General features: G+C 69.1%; 21 protein-coding genes and 1 tRNA gene. 9 read left to right on the top strand and 13 right to left on the bottom strand.

The window, feature by feature from the left end; genetic code table 11:
- Window positions 1-12: 12 nt before the first annotated feature.
- Together IB278_RS18485 and IB278_RS18480 are read right to left on the bottom strand one after the other, a co-directional pair.
- Window positions 13-1563 (bottom strand): 3,4-dehydroadipyl-CoA semialdehyde dehydrogenase, encoded by a 1551-nt coding sequence (locus IB278_RS18485; protein ID WP_192324742.1) that lies wholly within the window; start codon window positions 1561-1563, stop codon window positions 13-15.
- Window positions 1560-2033, bottom strand: a complete 474-nt coding sequence (locus tag IB278_RS18480; RefSeq protein WP_192324740.1) for a DUF4863 family protein — start codon at window positions 2031-2033, stop codon at window positions 1560-1562. The genes IB278_RS18485 and IB278_RS18480 overlap by 4 nt, the downstream gene beginning before the upstream one ends.
- Before the next feature lie 200 nt (window positions 2034-2233).
- Here IB278_RS18480 and IB278_RS18475 point away from each other — a divergent pair, with 200 nt between their 5' ends.
- The 5 genes from IB278_RS18475 (at window position 2234) to IB278_RS18455 (ending at window position 8446) form a co-directional block, all read left to right on the top strand.
- Window positions 2234-3181, top strand: coding sequence for a helix-turn-helix transcriptional regulator (locus tag IB278_RS18475; RefSeq protein ID WP_145738787.1), 948 nt, complete (start codon window positions 2234-2236; stop codon window positions 3179-3181).
- A 255-nt stretch (window positions 3182-3436) separates the two neighbouring features.
- Entirely contained in the window at window positions 3437-5113 is a 1677-nt protein-coding gene (gene boxC, locus IB278_RS18470; protein WP_192324738.1) for a 2,3-epoxybenzoyl-CoA dihydrolase, read from the top strand.
- 31 nt (window positions 5114-5144) lie between these two features.
- The gene (gene boxB / locus IB278_RS18465) at window positions 5145-6572 is read left to right on the top strand and encodes a benzoyl-CoA 2,3-epoxidase subunit BoxB (RefSeq protein ID WP_192324737.1); all 1428 of its coding nucleotides are present in this window, start codon (window positions 5145-5147) and stop codon (window positions 6570-6572) included.
- 130 nt (window positions 6573-6702) lie between these two features.
- Window positions 6703-7995, top strand: a complete 1293-nt coding sequence (gene boxA / locus IB278_RS18460) for a benzoyl-CoA 2,3-epoxidase subunit BoxA (RefSeq protein ID WP_192324735.1) — start codon at window positions 6703-6705, stop codon at window positions 7993-7995.
- Between the two features lie 10 nt (window positions 7996-8005).
- Window positions 8006-8446, top strand: a complete 441-nt coding sequence (locus IB278_RS18455; protein ID WP_192324733.1) for a MaoC family dehydratase — start codon at window positions 8006-8008, stop codon at window positions 8444-8446.
- A gap of 51 nt (window positions 8447-8497) precedes the next feature.
- On the opposite strand, the gene IB278_RS18450 is transcribed toward IB278_RS18455, so the two are convergent.
- On the bottom strand, window positions 8498-9037 hold the full coding sequence (locus IB278_RS18450; RefSeq protein ID WP_145738779.1) for an adhesin: 540 nt from the start codon (window positions 9035-9037) through the stop codon (window positions 8498-8500).
- 261 nt (window positions 9038-9298) lie between these two features.
- On the opposite strand from IB278_RS18450, the gene IB278_RS18445 reads away from it, so the two are divergent.
- From IB278_RS18445 to IB278_RS18435, 3 genes are all read left to right on the top strand, one after another.
- Complete coding sequence (locus IB278_RS18445; RefSeq protein ID WP_192324731.1) at window positions 9299-9760, top strand: RrF2 family transcriptional regulator; 462 nt, start codon at window positions 9299-9301, stop codon at window positions 9758-9760.
- Window positions 9750-10658 carry an NAD(P)/FAD-dependent oxidoreductase gene (locus IB278_RS18440; protein ID WP_192324729.1) on the top strand — a complete coding sequence of 303 codons (909 nt, stop codon included), beginning with the start codon at window positions 9750-9752 and terminating at the stop codon, window positions 10656-10658. Before IB278_RS18445 ends, IB278_RS18440 begins: the two co-directional genes overlap by 11 nt.
- Before the next feature lie 32 nt (window positions 10659-10690).
- Window positions 10691-10766, top strand: a tRNA-Gly gene (locus tag IB278_RS18435).
- A 58-nt stretch (window positions 10767-10824) separates the two neighbouring features.
- Here IB278_RS18435 and fahA read toward each other — a convergent pair.
- From fahA to IB278_RS18400, 7 genes are read right to left on the bottom strand one after another with little or no spacing between them, the layout of a single operon-like run.
- Window positions 10825-12147, bottom strand: a complete 1323-nt coding sequence (fahA, locus tag IB278_RS18430) for a fumarylacetoacetase (protein WP_192324727.1) — start codon at window positions 12145-12147, stop codon at window positions 10825-10827.
- A 19-nt stretch (window positions 12148-12166) separates the two neighbouring features.
- Entirely contained in the window at window positions 12167-12973 is an 807-nt protein-coding gene (locus tag IB278_RS18425) for a cyclase family protein (protein ID WP_145738771.1), read from the bottom strand.
- A 39-nt stretch (window positions 12974-13012) separates the two neighbouring features.
- The gene (locus IB278_RS18420; RefSeq protein ID WP_145738769.1) at window positions 13013-13807 is read right to left on the bottom strand and encodes an ABC transporter permease; all 795 of its coding nucleotides are present in this window, start codon (window positions 13805-13807) and stop codon (window positions 13013-13015) included.
- Window positions 13804-14658, bottom strand: coding sequence for an ABC transporter permease (locus IB278_RS18415; RefSeq protein WP_225613007.1), 855 nt, complete (start codon window positions 14656-14658; stop codon window positions 13804-13806). The genes IB278_RS18420 and IB278_RS18415 overlap by 4 nt, the downstream gene beginning before the upstream one ends.
- Window positions 14651-15433: an ABC transporter ATP-binding protein gene (locus IB278_RS18410; RefSeq protein ID WP_192324725.1), complete on the bottom strand. Its 783-nt coding sequence runs from the start codon at window positions 15431-15433 to the stop codon at window positions 14651-14653. The genes IB278_RS18415 and IB278_RS18410 overlap by 8 nt, the downstream gene beginning before the upstream one ends.
- Window positions 15430-16374, bottom strand: a complete 945-nt coding sequence (locus IB278_RS18405) for an ABC transporter substrate-binding protein (RefSeq protein ID WP_192324723.1) — start codon at window positions 16372-16374, stop codon at window positions 15430-15432. Before IB278_RS18405 ends, IB278_RS18410 begins: the two co-directional genes overlap by 4 nt.
- On the bottom strand, window positions 16371-17099 hold the full coding sequence (locus tag IB278_RS18400; protein WP_192324721.1) for a TetR/AcrR family transcriptional regulator: 729 nt from the start codon (window positions 17097-17099) through the stop codon (window positions 16371-16373). The genes IB278_RS18405 and IB278_RS18400 overlap by 4 nt, the downstream gene beginning before the upstream one ends.
- A gap of 99 nt (window positions 17100-17198) precedes the next feature.
- On the opposite strand from IB278_RS18400, the gene IB278_RS18395 reads away from it, so the two are divergent.
- Window positions 17199-19214: an acetoacetate--CoA ligase gene (locus IB278_RS18395; protein WP_192324719.1), complete on the top strand. Its 2016-nt coding sequence runs from the start codon at window positions 17199-17201 to the stop codon at window positions 19212-19214.
- Here the strand turns inward: IB278_RS18395 and IB278_RS18390 are convergent.
- The 3 genes from IB278_RS18390 to IB278_RS18380 form a co-directional block, all read right to left on the bottom strand.
- Entirely contained in the window at window positions 19193-21139 is a 1947-nt protein-coding gene (locus IB278_RS18390) for an adenylate/guanylate cyclase domain-containing protein (RefSeq protein ID WP_145738759.1), read from the bottom strand. The genes IB278_RS18395 and IB278_RS18390 overlap by 22 nt on opposite strands.
- Before the next feature lie 189 nt (window positions 21140-21328).
- On the bottom strand, window positions 21329-22042 hold the full coding sequence (locus tag IB278_RS18385) for a 2OG-Fe(II) oxygenase (RefSeq protein WP_192324717.1): 714 nt from the start codon (window positions 22040-22042) through the stop codon (window positions 21329-21331).
- An 86-nt stretch (window positions 22043-22128) separates the two neighbouring features.
- The coding region (locus IB278_RS18380; RefSeq protein WP_192324715.1) for a 2-keto-4-pentenoate hydratase at window positions 22129-22776 on the bottom strand (648 nt) is incomplete at its 5' end.

Below are 22776 nucleotides of genomic sequence, written 5' to 3'. Positions count from 1 at the left end.
CGGGTTCTTTTTCTAGAGGCCCAGTGCGGCCAGCACGCCGGGGCTCGCCTGCACCGCGCTGCGGCGGTGGTAGAAGTCCAGCGCGCGCAGGCCGCCGAGTTCGGCGCCGCCACCCGCGCGGCCCGGGCCGCCGTGCATCGACATCGGCATCACGTTGCCATGGCCGGTGTGGGCCTGCGCCACCTCGGGCGAGATCACGTGCACGCGGCCGTGGCTCGGCGCGACGGCGAGCGCGGCCTGCGCCAGCGCGGCGTCGTCGCTGCCATAGAGCGAGGTCACGAGCGAGCCCTGGCCACGGTGTGCCAGCGCAATGCCGTGCGCCAAATCGCGGTACGGCAGCAGCGTGGCGACCGGCCCGAACACTTCCACGTCATGCACGCGCTGCGCCGCATCGGCATCGCGCGCGCCCAGCAGCACGGGGCCGATGCAGGCGGCCACGGACGGTTCGGCATCGATCAGCGGCGTGTTGCGGCCGTCGTACAGCAGGCTGGCCTGCGCAGACAGTGCCTCCAGGCCTTCGCTCACGGCCTTCATCTGCGCCCGGCTCACGAGCGCACCCATGCGCACGCTCTCGTTGCGCGGATTGCCGACCGTGATGCCCGCGAGCTTGGCGCTGATGGCTTCGGCCGCCGCGTCATAGAGCTCGGCCGGCACGAGGATGCGGCGGATCGCGGTGCACTTCTGGCCCGACTTGACCGTCATCTCGCGCACCGCTTCGCGCACCAGCAGGTTGAAGGCCTCGCTGCCGGCCGCGGCACCGGGCAGCAGCAGGGCGCTGTTGAGGCTGTCGGCCTCGATGTTCGCGCGCACCGAGCGTTCGGCCACGGCCGCGTGCGAGCGGATCACGGCGGCCGTCTCGGCCGAGCCGGTGAACGAGACCACGTCGAAGGGCTGCAGCGCATCCATCAAGCCCGCCGAGCTGCCGCAGACGACCGAGAGCGCACCCGCGGGCAGCACGCCCGCATCGACCACGTCCTTGACCATGCGCTGCGTGAGCCAGGCGGTGGCCGTGGCGGGCTTCACGATCACCGGCACGCCCGAGAGCAGCGCCGGCGCGGCCTTTTCCCACAGGCCCCACGACGGGAAATTGAAGGCGTTGATGAAGAGGGCCACGCCGTGCGTCGGCACCTGCAGGTGCTGCGACTGGAACACCGGCTCCTTGCCGAGCTTCACGGCCTCGCCGTCGCGCAGCGCGCGCACGTCGCCGAGCGCATCGCCCCACTTCGCGTACTGGCCCAGCGTGAAGATCGCACCGTCGATGTCGACGGCCGAATCGTTCTTCACCGTGCCGGAGTTCGCGGTGGCGATCTCGTAGTAGGCGTCGCGGTTGGCCTGCAGCACCTTCACGATGGCGCCGAGCAGCCCGGCACGCTGGCGATAGCTGAGGGCGCGCAGCGCGCGGCCGCCCTGTTCGCGCGCAAAGGCAAAGGCGGCGGGCAGGTCCAGGCCGGTGGCGTCGACGCGCACGAGCTCGGTGCCCAGCACCGGATCGAAGAGCGGCGTGCCGGCGCCCGATCCGCCTTGCCAGCGGCCGGCGATGTAATTGGGGAGGAGTTCGGTCATGCGGTGAACTTGATCTGCCCTTCGGGCAGGAGATAGAGAACCAGGGCGCGGCCGTTCGCCACGGTCGGCCGGTGCGCGGTGCCCGGCCCGTAGACGCACCAGCCCGCGGGCCGGCCGTCGAAGGTGGCGCCGGGGCTGCCTTCGAGCGGCATGATCAGGTCGATCTCGCCGTTCGGATGGGTGTGGTGCGGCCCCGCGATGTCCTGCATGTCGACCACGTCGACCGAGAAGCGGTGCAGCGCGTCCTCGGCCTTGAACACGCGGCCGTAGCGGATGCCGCCGCCTTCGCGCTCGCACAGCCAGCCTTCGGCCACGCCGCCGATGCAGGCCTGGCGCAGCGCCTCGAAGCGCGCGCTGCCTGCGCCGTGCGTGGCATTGAGCCACTGGTCGAGATGTTCGTCGAGCGGCCGGCCGGCGATTTCGGCGGCCAGGCCGGCGATCAACTGATGAAATGCTTCCTTGCTGGACATTGGCGGGCTTCCTTTTTGGAGGCTGGCTGGCAGGGTGAATGGCGCAGCGAACTTTTGGACTACCTTGCAGGATTGGTGCGCGTGCAGTATCTTGCTTGTGGCCGAACAATAAGCATCGACTCCATGGGTGTCAAGCAATATAGTGCATCTATGGTGTTTACCCTGAGCGCGCACAATCCCGGCCAAGAACGAGGACATGCATGAACGAGCACGTAGACGCGGTGCTGGCCCCCGCGCCCGAAGAAGGCCAACGCGCCGGCAACCCGGCGGCACCGGCCGCGGAGGCCAAGAATCCATTGCTGGCGGCATTGGGCGAGCGCGTGCGCAACCTGCGCGCGCAGCGCGGCCTCACGCGCAAGGCGGTAGCCATTGCGGCCGACGTGTCGGAGCGGCACCTGGCCAATCTCGAATACGGCATCGGCAATGCGTCGATCCTGGTGCTGCAGCAGGTGGCTGGCGCGCTGCATTGTTCGCTGGCCGAGCTGGTCGGCGACGTGACCACCAGTTCGCCCGAATGGCTGCTGATCCGCGAGCTGCTCGAGAACCGCAGCGAGGCCGACCTGCGCCGCGTGCGCGTGGCGGTGGGTGAGTTGCTGGGCACGGCCTCGGTCGATCCGGCGCGCCACCGCCGCATCGCGCTCGTGGGCCTGCGCGGCGCGGGCAAGTCGACGCTCGGCCAGATGCTGGCCGACGACCTCGACGTGCCCTTCGTGGAGCTGAGCCGCGACATCGAGAAGCTCGCGGGCTGCAGCGTGCGCGAGATCCACGACCTCTATGGCACCAATGCCTACCGCCGCTACGAGCGCCGCGCGCTCGAGGAAACCATCCAGATCTACGGCGAGGTGGTCATCGCCACGCCGGGCGGCATCGTCTCGGACCCGGCCACCTTCAACGAATTGCTCGCGCACTGCACCACCGTGTGGCTGCAGGCCGCGCCCGAGGAGCACATGGGCCGCGTGGCCGCGCAGGGCGACACCCGCCCGATGGCGGCCAGCAAGGAAGCGATGGAAGACCTGCGCCGCATCCTGAACGGCCGCGCCGCCTTCTATTCGAAGGCCGACCTCTCTGTGGACACCAGCGGCAAGACGCTGGCGCAGAGCTTCCAGGCGCTGCGCGCCGTGGCGCGCCAGTCGATGGGGATTGCCTAGGCTCGCCCCCAGTCTTCGCGCACTTCGTGTCGCTACGCCAACCCCTACCCGGGGGCAACACCAGCGGCCCGGCAAAGCCGGTTCCGCGGTGTTCGCTGGAAAAAAGGCCGCCTCAATGTCTGGCCATGCCTGAAATCTGAAAAAAAGAGATTCAGGCATTGACTTGCCTGTTCGCATGCAGCATGATGCATGTCATCGGAACCGGAGTGTGCATTATTCTTCCGGTTTGCATCTGCCCCCACAGGAGACTTCCGTATGACCGAGACCACGACCCTTCAGGCGCCCCCGCGCGTCGACTACCGCATCGAACCCGCGCAATACAGGCACTGGAAGCTCAGCTTCGAAGGGCCGGTGGCGCGGCTGGTGCTCGACATCGCGGAAGACGGCGGCATCCGCCCCGGCTACAAGCTCAAGCTCAACAGCTACGACCTGGGCGTGGACATCGAGCTCAACGACGCGCTCAACCGCGTGCGCTTCGAGCATCCCGAGGTGCGCAGCGTGATCGTCACCAGCGGCAAGGACCGCATCTTCTGCTCGGGCGCCAACATCTTCATGCTCGGCGTGTCGAGCCACGCCTGGAAGGTGAACTTCTGCAAGTTCACCAACGAGACTCGCAACGGCATCGAGGATTCGTCGAAGCATTCGGGCCTGAAGTTCATCGCGGCCGTGAACGGCGCCTGCGCCGGCGGCGGCTACGAGCTGGCGCTGGCCTGCGACGAGATCCTGCTGGTGGACGACCGCTCTTCCGCCGTCTCGCTGCCGGAGGTGCCGCTGCTCGGCGTGCTGCCCGGCACCGGCGGCCTGACCCGCGTGACCGACAAGCGCCATGTGCGCCATGACCTGGCCGACATTTTCTGCACCAGCGTCGAAGGCGTGCGCGGCCAGCGCGCGGTCGAATGGCGCCTGGTCGATGCCGTGGCCAAGCCCGCGCAGTTCGCTGCCGCCGTGCAGGAGCGTGCTGCGCAGCTCGCCGCTGCGAGCGACCGCCCCGCCAGCGGCAAGGGCGTGGCGCTGAGCCGGCTCGAACGCACCGACAGCGCCGACGGCATCGCCTATTCGCACGTCGACGTGAAGATCGACCGCAGCAAGCGCACCGCCACCCTCACCGTCAAGGCACCCGCGGGCACGCAGCCCGCGGACATTGCCGCCATCGAAGCGGCGGGCGCCGCGTGGTGGCCGCTGGCCGTGTGCCGCGAGCTCGACGACGCGATCCTCAACCTGCGCACCAACGAGCTCGACATCGGCACCTGGCTGCTCAAGACCGAGGGCGACGCGCAGGCCGTGCTCGCGTCGGATGCCGTGATGCTCGCCCACAAGGACCACTGGCTGGTGCGCGAGACCATCGGCGCGCTGCGCCGCACGCTGGCGCGGCTGGACGTGTCGTCGCGCAGCCTGTTTGCGCTGGTCGAGGCGGGCTCCTGCTTTGCCGGCACCTTGGCCGAGCTGGCCTTTGCCGCCGACCGCAGCTATATGCTCGCGCTGCCCGACGATGCCGCGCGCGCACCGAAGCTCGTGCTCAACGAATTCAACTTCGGCTTCTTCCCGATGGTGAACGACCAGAGCCGCCTGCAGCGCCGCTTCTACGAAGAAGCCGCGCCGCTGGACACCGCCCGCGCCGCCGCCGGCCAGCCGCTCGATGCCGACGAAGCCCTGAAGCTCGGCCTCGTCACCGCCGCGCCCGACGACATCGACTGGGACGACGAGATCCGCATCGCCGTCGAGGAGCGCGCCGCCATGTCGCCCGACGCGCTCACCGGCCTCGAAGCCAACCTGCGCTTCGCAAGCCGGGAGAACATGGCTACCCGCATCTTCGGCCGGCTCACCGCCTGGCAGAACTGGATCTTCAACCGCCCCAACGCCGTCGGCGAGAAGGGCGCGCTCAAGGTCTACGGCACCGGCGAGAAAGCCGGCTTCGACTTGAATCGCGTTTGAACTGGCAGCCTGAACAACCCAAGGAACAACGATGAGCACGATCAACTACAGCGAGAAGATCCCCAACAACGTCAACCTCGGCGAAGACCGCACGCTGCAGCGCGCGCTCGAAGGCTGGCAGCCCAACTTCATCAACTGGTGGGACGACGTGGGCCCCGAGGGATCGACCAACCACGAGGTCTACCTGCGCACGGCCGTGAGCGTCGACCCGCAGGGCTGGGCGCAGTTCGGCCACGTGAAGATGCGCGACTACCGCTGGGGCATCTTCCTGAACCCGGGCGACGCCAACCGCGAGATCCACTTCGGCGACCACAAGGGCGAGAAGGCCTGGCAGGACGTGCCCGGCGAGCACCGCGCCAACCTGCGCCGCATCATCGTGACGCAGGGCGACACCGAGCCCGCCTCGGTCGAGCAGCAGCGCCACCTGGGCTTGACCGCGCCTTCGATGTACGACCTGCGCAACCTGTTCCAGATCAATGTGGAAGAGGGCCGCCACCTGTGGGCCATGGTCTATCTGCTGCACAAGCACTTCGGCCGCGACGGCCGCGAGGAGGCCGAGGCGCTCTTGCAGCGCACCTCGGGCGACCAGGACAACCCGCGCATTCTGGGTGCCTTCAACGAGAAGACGCCCGACTGGCTCGCGTTCTTCATGTTCACCTACTTCACCGACCGCGACGGCAAGTTCCAGCTGGCCGCGCTGGCCGAGAGCGCCTTCGATCCGCTGGCGCGCACCACCAAGTTCATGCTGACCGAGGAAGCGCACCACATGTTCGTGGGCGAGAGCGGCGTCTCGCGCGTGCTCGCGCGCACCGCGCAGGTCATGAACGAGCTCAAGACCGACGACCCGCAGAAGGTGCGCGCGGCCGGCGCCATCGACCTGGGCACGATCCAGCGCTACCTGAACTTCCACTACAGCGTGACCATCGACCTGTTCGGCGCCGACCAGTCGAGCAACGCCGCCATCTTCTACAGCTCGGGCCTGAAGGGCCGCTACGAAGAAGGCAAGCGGGGCGACGACCACGTGCTCAAGGGCCAGACCTACAAAGTGCTGGAAGTGAAGGACGGCCAGCTCGTCGAGAAGGACGTGCCGATGCTCAACGCGCTCAACGAAGTGCTGCGCGACGACTTCATCAAGGACTCGGTGGCCGGCGTCGGCCGCTGGAACAAGGTGCTCGAGAAGGCCGGCATTCCCACGCGCCTGACCGTGCCGCACAAGGCCTTCAACCGCCAGATCGGCGCGCTCGCCGGCATCAAGATGTCACCCGAGGGCCGCGTGGTGAACGACGTGGAATGGGCCGCCAAGAAGAGCGAGTGGTTGCCCAGTGCCGAAGACTTCGCTTTCGTGGCATCGTTGATGGGCCGCGTGGTCGAGCCGGGCAAGTTCGCGGGCTGGATCTCGCCGCCGGTGATGGGCATCAACCGCCAGCCGGTGGATTTCGAGTACGTGCGTTTCGGCTGATTGGTATTGGTATTGCTCCTTCCCCTTCCGGGGGAAGGCTGGGATGGGGGCAGCAGCGCGACCACGACAAGCGCCGCGGGCCCCCACCCAACCCTCCCCCGAAAGGGGAGGGCTTTCAGGAGAGAACAACATGGACATGGCCGTTGAAGCCGGAGTCATCAAGCAGCACCTGATCGACCCCGAGATCTGCATCCGCTGCAACACCTGCGAGGCCACCTGCCCCGTCAACGCGATCACGCACGACGACAACAACTACGTCGTGCGGGCCGACGTCTGCAATGGCTGCATGGCCTGCATCTCGCCGTGCCCCACCGGTTCGATCGACAACTGGCGCACGATGCCGCTGGTGCGCGCCTACACGATCGAGGAACAGCTCACCTGGGAATCGCTGCCCGCGGAGCTCACGCCCGAGGAGCTGGAAGCCGCTGGCGCGTCCGCCGAAGCGGCCGGCGATGCGGCGGCCGCCGTGCCCGCGCAGACCCAGGCGCAAGCCCAGGCCGCGGTCGAGTCCGTCGAGCCCGCCTTCAACTCCGCCCAGTACGGCGCCACCGTGCCGCCCTGGTCGGCCGCGCACGCCTACACCAACCTCTTTGCGCCCAAGTCGCCGACCACGGCCACCGTGGTCGGCAACTTCAACTGCACCGAGGCCGGCTTCGACAGCGAGACCCACCACATCGTGCTCGACTTCGGCGTGGTGCCGTTCCCGGTGCTCGAAGGCCAGTCGATCGGCATCGTCCCGCCGGGCGTCGATGCTACGGCCAAGCGCCACCATGCGCGCCAGTACTCGGTGGCCAGCCCGCGCAACGGCGAGCGGCCCGGCTACAACAACGTGTCGCTCACCGTGAAACGCGTGACCGAGGACCACCAGGGCGACCCGGTGCGCGGCGTGTGCTCCAACTACGTCTGCGACCTGAAGGTGGGCGACACGGTGCAGGTGGTGGGGCCCTTCGGTTCCTCGTTCCTGATGCCGAACCATCCCAGGTCGCACATCGTGATGATCTGCACCGGCACCGGCAGCGCGCCGATGCGCGCCATGACCGAATGGCGCCGGCGCCTGCGCAAGAGCGGCAAGTTCGAAGGCGGCAAGCTCATGCTGTTCTTTGGCGCGCGCACCCAGCAGGAGCTGCCGTACTTCGGTCCGCTGCAGTCGCTGCCCAAGGACTTCATCGACATCAACCTCGCGTTCTCGCGCACGCCGGGCCAACCCAAGCGCTACGTGCAGGACCTGATGCGCGAGCGCGCCGCCGACCTGGCCGCGCTGCTGAAGGACGGCGCGAGCCACTTCTACGTGTGCGGGCTCAAGAGCATGGAAGAAGGCGTGGTGCTCGCATTGCGCGACGTGGCGAAGGAAGCCGGGCTCGACTGGGACACCGTCGGCGCCGCATTGAAGCGCGAAGGCCGCCTGCACCTGGAGACGTATTAAGCTGCGGCGAATGAAGTTCGCCGACTTCCACCCCGGCCAGGTCATCGAGGCCGGGCCTTATGTCGTGTCCGAAGCGGAGCTCGTCGGCTTTGCGCAGGCCTACGACCCGCAGTGGTTCCACACCGATCCGGTCGCCGCGGCAGACAGCGCCTTCGGCGGGCTGATCGCGAGCGGCTGGCACACCTGCTCGATCGCGATGCGGCTCGTGGTCGATGCCGCACTCAGGGGCTCGGAGTCCTTTGCGTCGCCGGGACTCGAGCATGTGCGCTGGCCGCATCCGGTGCGGCCCGGCGATGCCTTGCGGCTGGTGGCCGACGTCATCGAGGCGCGGCGCTCCGAAAAACGGCCGACGCTCGGCATCCTGCGCTGGCGCTGGCGGCTCTTCAACCAGCGCGAGCTGATGGTGCTCGATGTCGAAGTGACGAGCCTGTTCAGGCTGGAAGCAAGTTAAAAAAGCCCGCGGCGCATCGCACCGCGGGCTTCTTTCCCTGAGCGAAGTGCTTTATTTCTTGACGTCGACCGCGCCGGAACCCTGCGCCTTGCCGCGCGCCTTGGCATCCACGGCTGGCGCCTTCAGCGCGCCGCCGGCCGAGCCCGCGGCGCCGGTCGCGCCGCCCAACGTGTCGCCCACGACGTTCGTCGCGCCGGTCACGTTGCGGGCCGTGCCGGTCGCAGCATTGGCGGCGCCGCCCACCGCGCCGGTCGCGCCGCTGACTGCGCCAGTGGCACCGCCGACTGCACCCGTCGCGCCACCGACCACGCCGCCCAGGGTATTGCCCAGGCCGCCTGCGGCCTTGCCGGGGACTTCGACCGGCTGCACGCCGGCGCTTCCCTCGGTGCGCGTCTGCGCGGCTGCATCGGTGCGTGCACCGGCGCCCGCGGCGCCCTGGCGTTGGGTCGCGTTCGCGCTGCCCGATGTGTTGACATCGGCATTCACGCCCACGCCGACCCCGACGCCTTGTGCCTGTGCGAAGCCGCTCATGGCAAGAAGGCCTGCGAGCAAGGCGCCGACGAAAAGGGATTTGTGTTGTTGCTGCTTCATAGGTGACTTTTCCTTTCGTTGAATGGTCATTGACCAGAACCGGCTTTGGGCCAGTTCGGTCGCTACCGTGACCACCTCCGCACATGTCGCCGTGTGCGAGGCGGCCGCCGGCGCGTGTGGGACGCCTCCGTCGTCCGGAATGGGGGCTCGTGCGTTAGGCCGCGCGTCTTCCTTGCCCCGGGGGCCAGGCAACCGCAATGCCGGCAGGGTCAAGGAGGGCTACTTCGCACGCCGGAGCTTTCACGCAACTAATAATGTTGCATGAAACGAGACAGCAAGCTTTCAGGCGTTCTCCACGCACTGCTGCACATGGCCGAGATGGAAGGGCCCGTCACCTCCGAATCGCTGGCCATGGCCATGCAGACCAACCCCGTCGTCGTGCGCCGGGTCATGGCGGGCCTGCGCCAGGCCGGCTTCGTGAGTTCGGCCAAGGGCCATGGCGGCGGCTGGGTGCTGTCGTGCCCGCTCGATGCCGTGACGCTCGGCGACATCCACCAGGCCGTGGGGTCTCCGGCGCTGCTGGCCATGGGCAACCGCACCGAGAGCCCCGGCTGCATCGTCGAGCAGGCCGTGAACGCGGCGCTCGACGGCGCCTGCCGCGAGGCCGAGGCCCTGCTGTTCGAGCGTTTCAGCAGCATCACGCTGGCCGATCTTTCCCGGGACTTTCATCGCCGCATGACGGGCGGCGGCTTCACTCGCAAGGACATCGAACATGCACTATGACGCTCTGGTCGTGGGCGGCAGTTTTGCCGGCCTCTCCGCTGCCCTGCAGCTTGCGCGCGCGCGAAAAAAGGTCTGCATCGTCGATGCGGGCGCGCCGCGCAACCGCTTCGCCGCCGCTTCGCACGGCTTCTTCGGCCAGGACGGCACGCCGCCGCTGAAGATGATTGCCGATGCGCGCGCCAAGGTGCTCGCGTATCCGAATGCCAGCTTCGTCGAGGGCCGGGTCGCCGAGGCGCAGGCCGATGGCGCGGGCGGGTTCGCTGTTTCGCTCGAAAGCGGCGGCGCGCCGCTGTCGGCCCGCCGGATCGTGCTCGCCTTCGGCGTCGAGGACGGCTTTCCGCAGATCGAGGGCGTGCGCGAACGCTGGGGCCACAGCGTGCTGCACTGCCCGTACTGCCACGGCTATGAAGTCGGCGGCCGGCGCCTGGGCATCCTGATCGAACGGCCGCATGCGCCCGAGCATGCGATCCTGTTCGCCGAATGGGGATCGGCCACGCTGTTCCTCAACGGCAACAACACGGTGGACGAGGAGACGCGCGCCAGGCTGCAGGCGCGCGGCGTGGCGATCGAGCCGGGCCCTATCGCGGCGCTCGAGGGGCCGTCGCCTGCCGAGCTCTCGGACGTGCGCCTCGCGGACGGGCGGCGCGTGCCGCTCGATGCGATGTTCCTCGTGCCGCGCACGCGCCTGGCGAGCTCGCTGGCCGAGCAGCTCGGATGCGCGATCGACGAGGGCGGCTTCGGCCCGCTGATCCGCACCGACGCGATGAAGATGACCACGGTGCCCGGCGTGTTCGCGGCCGGGGATGCGGCCATGATGTTCCACAACGCCACGATGGCTTCGGCCGATGGCGTGATGGCCGGCATTTCGCTGCACCGCGCATCGGTGTTCGGCCACTGAAAAAAACCAGGCTATAATCTGCGGCTCGAAATGCGGGAATAGCTCAGTTGGTAGAGCGCAACCTTGCCAAGGTTGAGGTCGAGAGTTCGAGACTCTTTTCCCGCTCCACATTTCATGCCAAAGGCCACCTCACAGGTGGCCTTTTGCTTTGGGGCGACGGATGTCCTCAGCCCTTCGCGGGCAGCACCATCCCGCGGCTTTCGCCGAAGCCGATGCGCGCATGGCCCGGCTTCTCGCACCAGCCGCGCAGCAGCACCGCGTCGCCGTCTTCGAGAAAGCCGCGCTGCTCGCCGCTGGCCAGCGTGACCGGGTCTTGCGCGGCGCGCGTCAGCTCGATGATCGCGCCGGCCTCGCCCGGCCCCGGTCCCGAGATGGTGCCGCTGCCCAGCAGGTCGCCCGGGTTCAGGCTGCAGCCGCCTACCGTGTGGTGCGCCACCATCTGCGCCACGCTCCAGTACTGGTGCCTGAAGCTCGTGCGCGACAGGCGCGAAGGCCCGCTCCCCTCGCTGCGCGCCTTCTCGCTTTCGAGCCAGACCTCCAGCCGGATGTCGATCGCGCCGCTTTCGCGGTTGCCGCTGCTTTCGAGATAGGCCAGCGGCTGGGGCTCGTTTGCGGGCCGCGTCCAGGCCAGGCGATAGGGCGCGAGCGCTTCCATCGTCACGATCCACGGCGAAATGGTGGTCGCGAAGTTCTTCGCGAGGAAGGGGCCGAGCGGCGCCATCTCCCAGAACTGAATGTCGCGCGCCGACCAGTCGTTGAGCAGGCAGATGCCGAAGATGTGTTCTTCCGCGCGTTCGAGCGGAATCGCTTCGCCGGCCGCGTTGCCTTCGCCGATCCAGATGCCGAGCTCGAGTTCGTAGTCGAGCCGCGCGCAGGCGTGAAAGGTGGGCGCCTTCGCACCCGGCGCCATCGTCTGCCCCATCGGCCGATGGAAGCGCTGGCCGCTGATGCCGATGGTCGACACGCGCCCGTGGTAGGCCGTCGGGATCCAGCGGAAGTTGGGCGTCACGTCGCCTTCGGGATTCATCAGGCGGCTGATGTTCAGCGCATGGTCGATGGAGGTGTAGAAGTCGGTGTAGTCGCCGATGCGTGCGGGCACCGTGTATTCGACCTCGGCCTGCGGCACCAGGCATTCGCGCACGGCCTGCACCGTGGCGGCCGGCGCGTCGTCGCGCAGCAAAGCGAAGACCGCATGGCGCAGCGCGCGCCAGGCGGCGGCGCCGAGCGCGAAGAAGTCGTTGAGCGTGGGCAGCGCGGCGGCACGGGCGGCATCGAGCGCGAGGCCGTCGAGCAGCTGGCGCGCGCAGAGCGCGGCCATGTCGAGCACCTGGTCGCCAATGGCCACGCCGCCGCGGAAGGGCTGGGGGCTGCCGGTGCGGCGGAACACCGCATAGGGCAGGTTCTGGATCGGAAAGTCGGTGTCCGGCGCATTGGCCGTGGCGACCCAGCTCCTGGCGTTGGCGTCGTGCGTGTGGTTGAGCGTAATCATCGGCTTGGCCTCTCGCGCTTCAGACCGACGCCATCAACGCATCGTCGAAGATCGCCACCGCACGCGTCCAGCCGGCCGATGCGCCGCGGATCTTGTGCGGAAAGCAGCTGATGAAAAAGCCCGTGGGCGGCAGCGCCTCGAGGTTGTGCAGCTTTTCGAGGTGGCAGTAGCCGATGTCCCGGCCGGCCTTGTGGCCTTCCCAGATGAGGGACGCATCCTGCGTCTCGCCGTACTTCTTCGCGGTGTGCACGAAGGGCGCGTCCCAGCTCCAGGCATCGGTGCCCGTGAGGCGCACGCCGCGCTCCAGCAGGTACATCGTCGCCTCGTAGCCCATGCCCGCGCCGGCCGAGACGTAGTCGGGGTTGCCGTAGCGCGAGCCGGCGCGCGTGTTGACCACCACGATCTCCAGCGGGCTCAGCGTGTGGCCGATGCGCTTGAGTTCGGCCTCGACGTCGCCGGCCGTGACCACGTAGCCGTCCGCGAAGTGGCGGAAGTCGAGCTTCACGCCGGGCTGGAAGCACCATTCGAGCGGCACCTCGTGGATCGCGATGGCGGGCTTCTTCTCGCCCAGTGCCTTGTCCATGGTGGAGTGGAAGTGGTAGGGCGCGTCGAGGTGCGTGCCGTTGTGCGTCGACAGCTGCACCAGCTCCACGGCCCAGCCTTCGCCGTCGGGCAGGTCTTCCTTCTTGAGCCCGGGGAAGAAGGGCTCGATCTGCTCGTAGGTCTGCTCGTGCGTGAAGTACTGGATCTTCGGCGCGAAGGCCGGCGGATCGGACAGCACGTCGTTTTCCAGGAAGATCGAGAGATCGACGAACTTGCGTGGCATGGCGGGGCTCCTTGTGGAATGGGGATCTGAGGGATGGCGTCAGGGCTGCTGCCAGCGCAGCAGCCGCTTCTCTGCAAAGGCCAGCAGCGCGTTGCTCGCGAAGCCGATCAGCCCGAGCAGCACGATGCCGGCGAAAAGATCGCTCGCGCGAAACGCGCGTGCCGCGAGAAGAATGGCCTGGCCCAGGCCGCTCTGCGAGGCGATCATTTCGCCCACCACCGCAACGATCAGCGCAATGGTCAGCGCAAGCCGCATGCCGGCCAGGATGTCGGGCATGGCGTTGGGCAGGCCCATCTTCCAGACGAAGGCCGCGCGCGACATCTGCAGGCAGCGCGCCACTTCCGAAAGCCGCGGCTCCACCGCCGCAAAGCCATGCACCGTCGCCAGCAGCACCGGCCACATCGCGCCGAAGGCCACCACGAACAGCACCATGCCGGGGTTCAGCCCGAAGATCGAGATCGCGAGCGGCAGCAGCGCCGAGGCGGGCAGCGGGCGAATGAACTCGAGCGTCGGCTGCACCCACGCGCGCACCGCGGGCGACACCCCGATGGCTGCGCCCAGCAGCACGCCGAACAGCGACGCGAGCAGCCAGCCCTGCACCATGCGGCCGACCGTGGCCTGCGTGAAGGCGAGCAGCTCACCGTTGCTGTTCTGGCCGCTGAGGTTGAGGCCTTCGAGCAGGCTTGCGAAGGTGGCCTGCGGCGTCGGCAGGAACACGCGGCTCACCCAGCCCGCGTTGCTCGCCATCCACCACAGCGCAATCCACGCGCAGAGCACGGCAAGCGAGCCGAGCCGGTTCATGATGCCGAGCCGGCCGTGCGCATTGCCGTTCATGGCTGCACCCCCATGCGCCGCGCCACCACGCGCTGCAGCCGCACCATGCCCGCATTGACCGCAAAGCCCACCACGCCGATCCAGCCGAGCCAGGCGAGCATCAGCGCGGGGTCGAAGCTCTGCTGCGCGATCATCATCGCGTAGCCCATGCCGTGGGGATTGGCCGCAATCTCCACCGTGACGGCCACCACCAGCGCCACCGCCACGCCCAGCCGCAGCGCCACGAACAGGCGCGGCACGATGGCCGGCAGCACGATCTTGAAGGCGCGTTCGCGCGCCGAGAGGCCCAGCACGCGGCTCACTTCGAGCAGCCGCGGCTCGATCTGCTGCACCGCCGACTGCACCAGCACCAAGAGCGGCCAGAAGGTGGCAAAGGCAACGATGGCCAGCTCCATGCGCACGCCGAATCCGAAGCTCAGCATCGCGAGCGGAATCAGCGCCACCGAGGGCACGGGCCGCAGCACTTCGATGGAAAGCGAGCCGAGCTGCGCCGCGCGGCGCGAGAGCCCGAGCACCAGGCCCAGCGCAATGCCCAGCACCGCCCCCAGCAGCAGGCCGAGCGCGGCCGTGCCGAGCGTGAAGCCCGTGGCCTGCCACAGCGAGCCATCGAGCGCCGCGCCCATGAAGGCCCGGGCCGCCGCGCTCGGCGGGGCGAGCGCATCGCTGCCCAGCGCCGCCGCACGCCGCGCGTACCACTCGAACAGAGCCAGCAGCAGCAGCGGCAGTACAAAGGGGCGGACCGTACCAGGAACACCGCGGAACCGGCTTTGCCGGGCCGCTGGTGTTGCCCCCGGCGAGGGGGTGGGCGAAGCGACACGAAGTGCGCGAAGACTGGGGGTGTGCCTATCCATGGCCTTGCTCGATGAAGGCGAAGAGTTCGCGCCGCAGGTGCAGGTATTCCGGATGCTCCTTGGTCGTGAGCTGGTCGCGCGGCCGCGGAATCTTCACATCGATCATCCGCGCCAGGCTGGGCCGCCCCGGCCCGGGGTTGGCCTGCAGCGCGATCACGCGGTCGCCAAGATAAATGGCCTCTTCGAGATCGTGCGTGACGAACAGCACCGTGAGCCCGTCGTCGCGCACCAGCCGCGCGAGTTCGTCCTGCAGGCTCTGCCGCGTGAGTGCATCGAGCGCGCCGAAGGGTTCGTCCATCATGATCAGCTCGGGCTTCTGCGCGAGGCAGCGGGCGATCTGCGCGCGCTGCTGCATGCCGCCCGAAAGCTGCACCGGGAACTTCTGCGCGTGCTTGGCGAGGCCGACCTTGCCGAGCACCTCGGCAATGCGTGGCGCGCGCTCGGCCGCGGGCACGCCAGCCGCTTCGAGCGCGAGGCTCACGTTGCCTTCCACGGTGCGCCAGGGCAGCAGCGCGCGGCCGTAGTCCTGGAACACGAAGGCCACTTCGCGCGACGGCTCGCTCATCTTCACGCCCTTGCGCCGCACCTCGCCGGCGCTCGCGGCCACCAGACCGCTGGCCGCGCGCAGCAGCGTGGTCTTGCCGCAGCCGCTCGGGCCCACGATGCAGACGAACTCGCCGCGCGCCACGTCGAAGGAGGTGGGCGACAGGATTTCGCGCCCGCCGAGCCGGATCGCGACGCCGTCGAAGCGAAGGAAGTCGGCGGCAGCGCTCACTTGGCGATCAGCTTCGCAACGTCGATGGAGGTCTTGAGCATGTCCTGGTCCTTCATCAGGCCGACCCAGTAGCCCAGCTGCTTCTCGTTCACTGTGGCGCCGGGCGGCGAGATCTGGATCTTCGCGAGCACCTCGGGCGGCAGCTTGATGTACTTGCCGATGGCCGCGCGCACCTTGGCGTCGTTCTTTTGCTGCTGCATGAAGGCCGCGGCCTCGACCAGCGACTCGCGGAACGCGCGCGCGGCGCCCGGGTTCTCCGCCACCCATTCGCGCTTGGCCGCGTGCACGATGGTCTGGTTGTTCTCCGGCAGGAAGGTGGAGTAGTACGAGGCCACATAGCCCGCGCCGCTCTCGGTGATGCGGCTCATGAATGGATCGGCCGACACCACCGCGTCGACCGAGCCGCCGCGCAGCAGGTCGGCATGCTGCGGGAACGAGGCCTCGACGAAGTTGACCTTGCGGTAGTCCACGCCGCTGTCCTTGAGCCAGGCGCGGAAGGTCACGTGCAGGAACGCGCCGAGCCCGGGCACGCCGATCTTCTTGCCCACGCAGTCCTGCGGGTTCTTGATGCCCGAGCCGGCGCGCGCCACCAGGCCGAAGCCCGTGATCGTCTTCGAGGTGAGCCCGCCGCCGGCCACCAGCACCAGGTCGAGCCCGCCGTCCACCGCCTGCAGGAACACCGAGGGCGTGGGCCCGCCGATCTGCAGCGAATCGGACTGCAGCGCCGCGGGAATGGTGGAGTTGAGCGGGATGAACTTGAGCTCCACGTCGAGGTTGCGCTTCTTGAAGTAGCCCTCTTCCGCGGCCACGAAGACCGAGGCGAAGTCGGACACGGCCGTGTAGCCGAACACGATCTTCGGGTTCGATTGCGCGCGCGAGGGCAGCGCCGCGGCGGCCGAGGCGGCGGCCAGCGCCGACAGCAGGGTGCGTCGTTTCATCATGTCTTCTGTCTCCTGGGGGTGGTTTTCTTCTGCGGGGCCTTGGGTCGCGGCAGCGCGGCGCGCAGCCCGCCGACGATGAAGTTCACGAGCATCGGCGCCGCGGCCGGATCGCTGCGCCGGTTCTCGCCGTGCGAGAGCCGCTCGATGCGGCTGTCGTTCAGGTGGTGCAGCAGCGCCCCGAGCGAGAACTGGTAGCCCCAGGCCGCCTGCCCGCGCGTGGCATGCGGCAGCGCGACGTGCAGCGCGTCGATGTAGGCCTCGGCCAGCGGGTCGAAGTAGCCGCGCAGCACGCGGTCGGCTTCCTCGGTGGCGTGGTAGAGCTCGCGCGCCACCAAGAGCGCGTAGTACTCGCCCTCGGCGCTCGCACGCAGCGCCAGCACGGGCCCGGTGAAGGCCTCGATGATGCGCGGCAGCGTGCGCGCGTCGTCGGGGTCGTTGTTCACCGCCCGAAGGCCCGCCAGCCGCTCCTCGATGCTGTGGCTCCAGTGCTCGAAGATCGCATGGAAGAGCTCGTGCTTCGGGCCGAAGTAATAGCCCACCAGCGCCAGCGGCACGCCCGCTTCCTCGGCGATCTGGCGGATGGTGACCGCGTGGTAGCCGTGCTGCGCAAACAGCTTTTCCGCCGCCAGCAGGATGGCGTGGCGCCGATCGGGCCGGGCCGCTTCGGCGGTGATGGCCGCGGCGCGGTGGGCGCTTCGCCTGGCGGGCGGGGTGCGGGTGTTCATCGGGCGTATTGAACGTCTGTACAAAACTATTGAACACACGTACAAACCCTGAGGTCAAACCCGGTTGAACGGCGCGGAATGCGGCATTAGGCTCGGTGCATGCCCGCTCCCAACATTCCCCAGATCCGCCTCTACCAGGACTGGCTGCGCGAGCAGCGCGGCCTGTCCTTCGACACCTACGACGCGCTGTGGCGCTGGTCCGTGACCGACCTCGACGCCTTCTGGCAGAGCATCTGGGACTACATGGGCATCGTGTCGCCCACGCCGCGCACGGCGGTGCTGGCCGACGACCGCATGCCCGGCGCCAAGTGGTTTCCGGGCGCGCAGGTCAACTATGCGCGCGAGGTGCTGCGCCATGCCGACGCGGCGCATGCGGCCGGCATGCCCGCCATCGTGAGCGACAACGAACGGGGCGAAGTGCGCGAGATGTCGTGGCCCGAACTGCGCCGCCAGGTGGCCTCGGTGGCGCTCACGCTCAAGTCATTGGGCGTGCAGCGCGGCGACCGCGTGGCGGCCTATATGCCCAACGTGCCCGAGACCATGGTCGCGTTTCTTGCGTGCTCGAGCATCGGCGCGGTGTGGAGCGTGTGCGCGCCCGACATGGGCACGGCCGCGGTGGTCGACCGCTTCCGCCAGATCGAGCCCAGGCTTCTGATCGCGGCCGACGGCGTGCACTACGGCGCCAAGCCCATCGACCGCAGCGCGGTGGTGCAGGAACTGCGCGGCGCATTGCCCAGTGTGCAGAAGCTGCTGTTGCTGCGTACGCCTTATGCCGCCGAGCAGCTTGCCGCCGACGCCGACTGGCAAAGCGCCAGTGCGCGCCGCGACGCCGAGGTGGCCGCCTTCGAGCCCGAGTGGCTGCCCTTCGACCATCCGATCTGGATCGTCTATTCGAGCGGCACCACCGGCCTGCCCAAGCCCATCGTGCACGGGCAGGGCGGCATCATCATGACGATGTATGCCTGCGGCCTGCACAACGACATCGGTGCGAGCTACGGCGCCAACAACTTCAACGAGCGCTTCCACTGGTACAGCTCGACCGGCTGGGTCATGTGGAACTGCCAGCTCGCGGGCCTGGCCTTCGGCGCGACCATCGTCATCTACGACGGCCATCCGGCCGGCAGCAAGGAGAAGCCCGACTGGAGCGTGCTGTGGCGCTTCGTCGCGAAGCACCGCATCACCTTCTTCGGTGCCGGCGCGGCCTACTTCACCAACTGCATGAAGGCCGGCGTGGTCGCGGCCGAGTGCGGCGACCTGTCGCGCGTGCGTGCGCTCGGCAGCACCGGCTCGCCGCTGTCGGAAGAGGTGCAGCGCTGGGGCACGGCGCAGCTGCTGGCCGCCGGCGCGAGCAGCGTGTGGTGGTGCAACATCTCGGGTGGCACCGACTTCTGCGGCGCCTTCGTCGGCGGCAACCGCGAGCTGCCCGAGGTGCCCGGCCAGATGCAGTGCCGCCAGATCGGCCATGCGGTGGAGGCCTGGAACGAAGACGGCAAGCCCGTCATCGGCGAAGTGGGCGAGCTGGTCTGCACGCGCCCCATTCCATCGATGCCGCTGTACTTCTGGGGCGACGAAGGCAATGCGCGCTACCTGTCGAGCTACTTCGACACCTACCCCGGCGTCTGGCGCCACGGCGACTGGATCCGGATCGGCGAGGACGGCGGCTGCATCATCTACGGCCGCAGCGACGCCACCATCAACCGCCAGGGCCTGCGCATGGGCACCAGCGAGATCTACAGCGCCGTCGAGGCGCTGCCCGAAGTGCTCGACTCGATGGTGGTCGACCTCGAATACCTGGGCCGCGAAAGCTACATGCCGCTGTTCGTGGTGCTGCGCCCCGGCGTGGCACTCGACGATGCGATGCGCGCGAAGATCAACAACGCGATCAAGACCTCGCTCTCGCCGCGCTTCCTGCCCAACGACATCTTCCAGGTGGCCGAGATCCCGCGCACGCTCTCGGGCAAGAAGCAGGAGCTGCCGATCAAGAAGCTGCTGCTGGGCCAGCCGCTCGAGAAGGTGGTCAATCCCGAGGCCATGGCCAACCCCGGCTCGCTCGGCTGGTACGTGGAGTTTGCGGCGCGGCGCGCCGCGGCCTCTCACGGCATCAGCAGTTCGTAGAGCACCATGCGCGTCTGGCGGCCGCGCAGCGCCACCCGCTCGTCGATGCGGCGCGTCTGCAGCCGGCCCTTCAGGCCCGCGCAGGTGACCTCCGAGATCAGCGTGTGCGTGCCCAGCTGCTTGTTGATGCCCTCGATGCGGCTCGCCACGTTGACCACGTCGCCCAGGGCCGTGTAGGACAGCCGGTCGTTCGAGCCCAGCACCCCGGCGATCGCCACGCCGGTGTGGATGCCCACGCGCGTGCGGAACTCGGGCAGCCCGTCGGCGCGCCACTTGCGGTTGAGCGCACTCGTCTCGATATGCAGCTGCAACGCGGCCAGGCAGGCGCGGTACTCCGCGTCCTTCAGGTCGGCGGGCGCGCCCCACAGCACCATGATGCCGTCGCCCATGAATTTGTCGACCACGCCGCCATAGCGCGCCAGCACCCGCGTTGCCAGGTTGAAGTATTCGGTCAGCATGCGCACCAGCACATTGGCCTCCATCGACTCGGAGATCCGCGTGAAGCCCTCGATGTCGGTGAACATCACGGTCATGCGCCGCGGCGAGCCGCTGGGTGCCAGTGCCTGGCCTTCGGCCACGAGCTGGCTGATGACGTCCACCGGCACGAACTTGCTGAACGCCCGGAGGCTGCGCGCCGACTCGTCCAGCGCCTGGTCCAGGTGCTGGATCTCGAGCACGCGGCTCGGCTCGCGCGGCAGGTCGTCGAGCTCCAGCAGGCCGATGCGGCGCGCGGTCTGCGCGAGCTTCTCGACCGGCGAGGTGACCAGCCTGGACAGCTGCAGCGACACGAACAGCGCGGCCGCGAGCAGCGCCAGGCCCAGCAGCAGCCACCACAGCACGGCGCGCCGCAGGTCACCCAGCACGAAGTCCTCGGGCACCCAGCTCACCAGCTGCCAGCCGGCCGAAGGAATGCGCGAGGCCTGGGCCAGGTAGCTGCGCCCTTCGTGGTCGAACGAGAAGGCCGCGCCGCCCGCGCTGCCGGCCGCGGCCTCGCCCAGCATCTGGCCGTGCAGCGCGCCCAGCACGCCGGTGGGCGGCTCCGGCCGGCGCAGCACGCCGGGCTGGTCGCTGCGCGCCAGAACCTGGGAGCCGGTGCCCAGCAGCGCGCTGTCGCCGCGGCCGTCGCTCGCGAAGAGCCGCACGAACTCCGAGAGCCGGCCCAGCGAGACGTCGCCGCCCACCACCAGCAGCCTGGGGCTGCCTTCGGCATGGCGGCGCTTGCTGGTCAATGCGTAGGTCACACCCAGCTCCTGCGTCGCGGCGAAGCTGTAGGGCGCCGTCCATACGGGCCTGCGCATCTGGCGGGCCTCCTGGTACCAGCGCTGCAGCCGCGGGTCGAAGCTGCTGCGGAAGGACTCGATGCGCTGCGTGGCGAAGCGCTGCTGTGCGTCGACCTCGGGCGCGGGCGGCAGCTTGTACTGCCAGGTCTCGATGGCGAGTTCGCCGGTGCCCGCGCCGCGCACGATGCGCCGGATGGCCGGCACCGGGTAGCGCAGCGCCATCATCATCTGGCCCGTGTCGTCGGCCACGTAGAGGCTGTCGAGTTCGGGCGACTGCTGCAGCAGGGTCCAGAGAAGCTCGGCCGTGCGCTGGGCATGCTCGCCTGCGGGACCGAGGCTGGGCGCGCCGGCCAGCGCTCCGACCGTCGACTCGGTCCTGGCGAGGACGGCGCGCATGTTGTCCTCGGTGCGGTGGTGGTTGGCCGCGTGCGCGGAGGCGCCGATCTTCGCCACCAGCCGCTGCGAGCCCCAGTAGCCGAGCGTGGCCAGCAGCAGCGACTGCGTCAGCGCCACGGCGCTCACGATGGTGCTCACGTCGACCCTGAAGCGGCGCGAGAGCCGCGCCACGGCGGCGGAAAATTCAAAGAATGCGAGAGGCGGCTTTCCCGCCCCATCCGCAGACCCGGATGAGTTCTTCTTGTTCATACAGCTCCCTGTCGACCACTCGAACGCACCCGCGGCCGTCACGTCGGGCCGCGGATCGCATCCGGCCGCTCGCTGCTCCGATCGTTTTGTTGTCGGAAATCATGGCGAGCACCCGGGGTGCAGGGCGGATTTTGCGCGACTTCGGGCCGCGCGCGTCATGGCACGGTCGTGCGCAAGACGCGGGCCTTGCTAGCGCGCGTCGTGGAAGATGATTCCCAGCGTGTGCCGCCGCCCCGAGCGCACGCGGCTCACGCCATGCCGCATGGTGACGCGGTAAGTGCCGCGCGTGCCCGCCACGGGTCGCTGGTTGACCGCGAAGATCACCGCCTCGCCCTGCGCGAGCGGCACCACCTCGGCGCGCGACTGCATGCGCGGGCGCTGCTCGGTGAGCACGAATTCGCCGCCCGTGAAGTCTTCGCCCGGCCGGCTCAGCAGCACCGTGAGCTGCATCGGGAACTGCAGCTCGCCGTACAGGTCCTGGTGCAGGCAGTTGTAGTCGCCCTCGACATAGCGCAGAAGCAGCGGCGTGGGGCGCCGCTGGCCCGCCGCATGGCAGCGCGCGAGGTAGGCCGCGTGGTCGGGCGGGTAGTCGGCCGGCTGCCCCATGGCGGCGGCCCATGCGTTCGCGAGCGGCGCGAGGCGCTCGTACAGCGCGCTGCGCCAGGCCGCGATCGAAGCGGGCAGCGGGTGGTCGAAGTACTGGTACTCGCCCTGGCCGAAGCCGTGGCGCTGCATCACCACGCGGCTGCGGAAACGGCCGGGCTCGTCATAGAGCGCGGCCAGCGCGGCGCATTCCTTCGGGCTGAACAGCACGCCCGTGGTCGCGCAGCCGCGCGTGGCAAGCTCGGTTTCGATGCGGGGCCAGTCGAGGGCGCGGACGATGTTGGCAGGAGAGGTCGGCATGCCGAAAGTGTGCGGCCGGCGCGGCCGCGGCGCTCGCTGTTTCCGGACATGGGTTCCGGCCACGCGGCGATGCCCGCGTGCGAACCTCAGAACGAAAGCGCCAGCGGCGCGAGTTCGCCGATCTCCACGCGCACGGCCGTGCCCGCCGAGGCGAACAGCATGCCGGTGCACGAGCCGCTCGTGACGATCTGCCCGGCCCTGAGCCCGCCGCCGCGCGCGGCGCAATGGTTGGCCAGCCACACCAGCAGCGCGCCCGCATCGGGGCTCGGATGCTCGCCCACGGTGTGCGCGACGGTCTGCCCGTCGAAATGCAGCGCGGCCTCGGCATGCCGCAGGTCGAACCAGGCCGGCGCGAAGGGCTGGCGCTGTCCCAGCACCAGCGCGCCATGGCTCAGCAGGTCGGCCAGCAGGGCGTTGGCATGGGCGCCGAACCAGTCGGCCAGCCGGGTCTCGACGATCTCGATCACCGGCAGCACCGATTCGACGGCGCCCGCCACATCGGCCAGCGTGTAGGGCGCGGCGCGCGGCGGCAGGTCGGCGCCCAGCTGGAAGCCGACCTCGGCCTCGATACCGCGCAGCCGCCATGCCGGGCCCTGCAGGCGCACGCCGCCGGGCAGCAGCCCCTCGGCCGGCAGCGGCGCGCAGGTGGGTTCCTGGCCGGGCGCGCGCGCGCCGACCTTCCAGCCGCCGACCGGGCCGATCGCCGCCAGCGTGGCGTCCTGGATGGCATAGGC

It is taken from the genome of Variovorax sp. VRV01 (assembly GCF_014852545.1).
In the GTDB taxonomy this organism is placed as follows: domain Bacteria; phylum Pseudomonadota; class Gammaproteobacteria; order Burkholderiales; family Burkholderiaceae_C; genus Variovorax; species Variovorax beijingensis_A.
This window is presented reverse-complemented; position numbering and strand designations above follow the sequence as displayed.

What these genes read in the sequence shown, in the direction of transcription:
- IB278_RS18440 (WP_192324729.1), top strand. Translation starts at nt 9,750, where the DNA reads ATGCACTATGACGCTCTGGTCGTGGGCGGCAGTTTTGCCGGCCTCTCC.
- IB278_RS18450 (WP_145738779.1), bottom strand. Translation starts at nt 9,037, where the DNA reads ATGAAGCAGCAACAACACAAATCCCTTTTCGTCGGCGCCTTGCTCGCA.
- boxA (WP_192324735.1), top strand. Translation starts at nt 6,703, where the DNA reads ATGGACATGGCCGTTGAAGCCGGAGTCATCAAGCAGCACCTGATCGAC.
- IB278_RS18475 (WP_145738787.1), top strand. Translation starts at nt 2,234, where the DNA reads ATGAACGAGCACGTAGACGCGGTGCTGGCCCCCGCGCCCGAAGAAGGC.
- IB278_RS18400 (WP_192324721.1), bottom strand. Translation starts at nt 17,099, where the DNA reads ATGAACACCCGCACCCCGCCCGCCAGGCGAAGCGCCCACCGCGCCGCG.
- IB278_RS18445 (WP_192324731.1), top strand. Translation starts at nt 9,299, where the DNA reads ATGAAACGAGACAGCAAGCTTTCAGGCGTTCTCCACGCACTGCTGCAC.
- boxB (WP_192324737.1), top strand. Translation starts at nt 5,145, where the DNA reads ATGAGCACGATCAACTACAGCGAGAAGATCCCCAACAACGTCAACCTC.
- IB278_RS18455 (WP_192324733.1), top strand. Translation starts at nt 8,006, where the DNA reads ATGAAGTTCGCCGACTTCCACCCCGGCCAGGTCATCGAGGCCGGGCCT.
- IB278_RS18480 (WP_192324740.1), bottom strand. Translation starts at nt 2,033, where the DNA reads ATGTCCAGCAAGGAAGCATTTCATCAGTTGATCGCCGGCCTGGCCGCC.
- IB278_RS18425 (WP_145738771.1), bottom strand. Translation starts at nt 12,973, where the DNA reads ATGCCACGCAAGTTCGTCGATCTCTCGATCTTCCTGGAAAACGACGTG.
- IB278_RS18485 (WP_192324742.1), bottom strand. Translation starts at nt 1,563, where the DNA reads ATGACCGAACTCCTCCCCAATTACATCGCCGGCCGCTGGCAAGGCGGA.
- boxC (WP_192324738.1), top strand. Translation starts at nt 3,437, where the DNA reads ATGACCGAGACCACGACCCTTCAGGCGCCCCCGCGCGTCGACTACCGC.
- IB278_RS18390 (WP_145738759.1), bottom strand. Translation starts at nt 21,139, where the DNA reads ATGAACAAGAAGAACTCATCCGGGTCTGCGGATGGGGCGGGAAAGCCG.
- IB278_RS18415 (WP_225613007.1), bottom strand. Translation starts at nt 14,658, where the DNA reads ATGGATAGGCACACCCCCAGTCTTCGCGCACTTCGTGTCGCTTCGCCC.
- fahA (WP_192324727.1), bottom strand. Translation starts at nt 12,147, where the DNA reads ATGATTACGCTCAACCACACGCACGACGCCAACGCCAGGAGCTGGGTC.
- IB278_RS18385 (WP_192324717.1), bottom strand. Translation starts at nt 22,042, where the DNA reads ATGCCGACCTCTCCTGCCAACATCGTCCGCGCCCTCGACTGGCCCCGC.
- IB278_RS18420 (WP_145738769.1), bottom strand. Translation starts at nt 13,807, where the DNA reads ATGAACGGCAATGCGCACGGCCGGCTCGGCATCATGAACCGGCTCGGC.
- IB278_RS18395 (WP_192324719.1), top strand. Translation starts at nt 17,199, where the DNA reads ATGCCCGCTCCCAACATTCCCCAGATCCGCCTCTACCAGGACTGGCTG.
- IB278_RS18405 (WP_192324723.1), bottom strand. Translation starts at nt 16,374, where the DNA reads ATGATGAAACGACGCACCCTGCTGTCGGCGCTGGCCGCCGCCTCGGCC.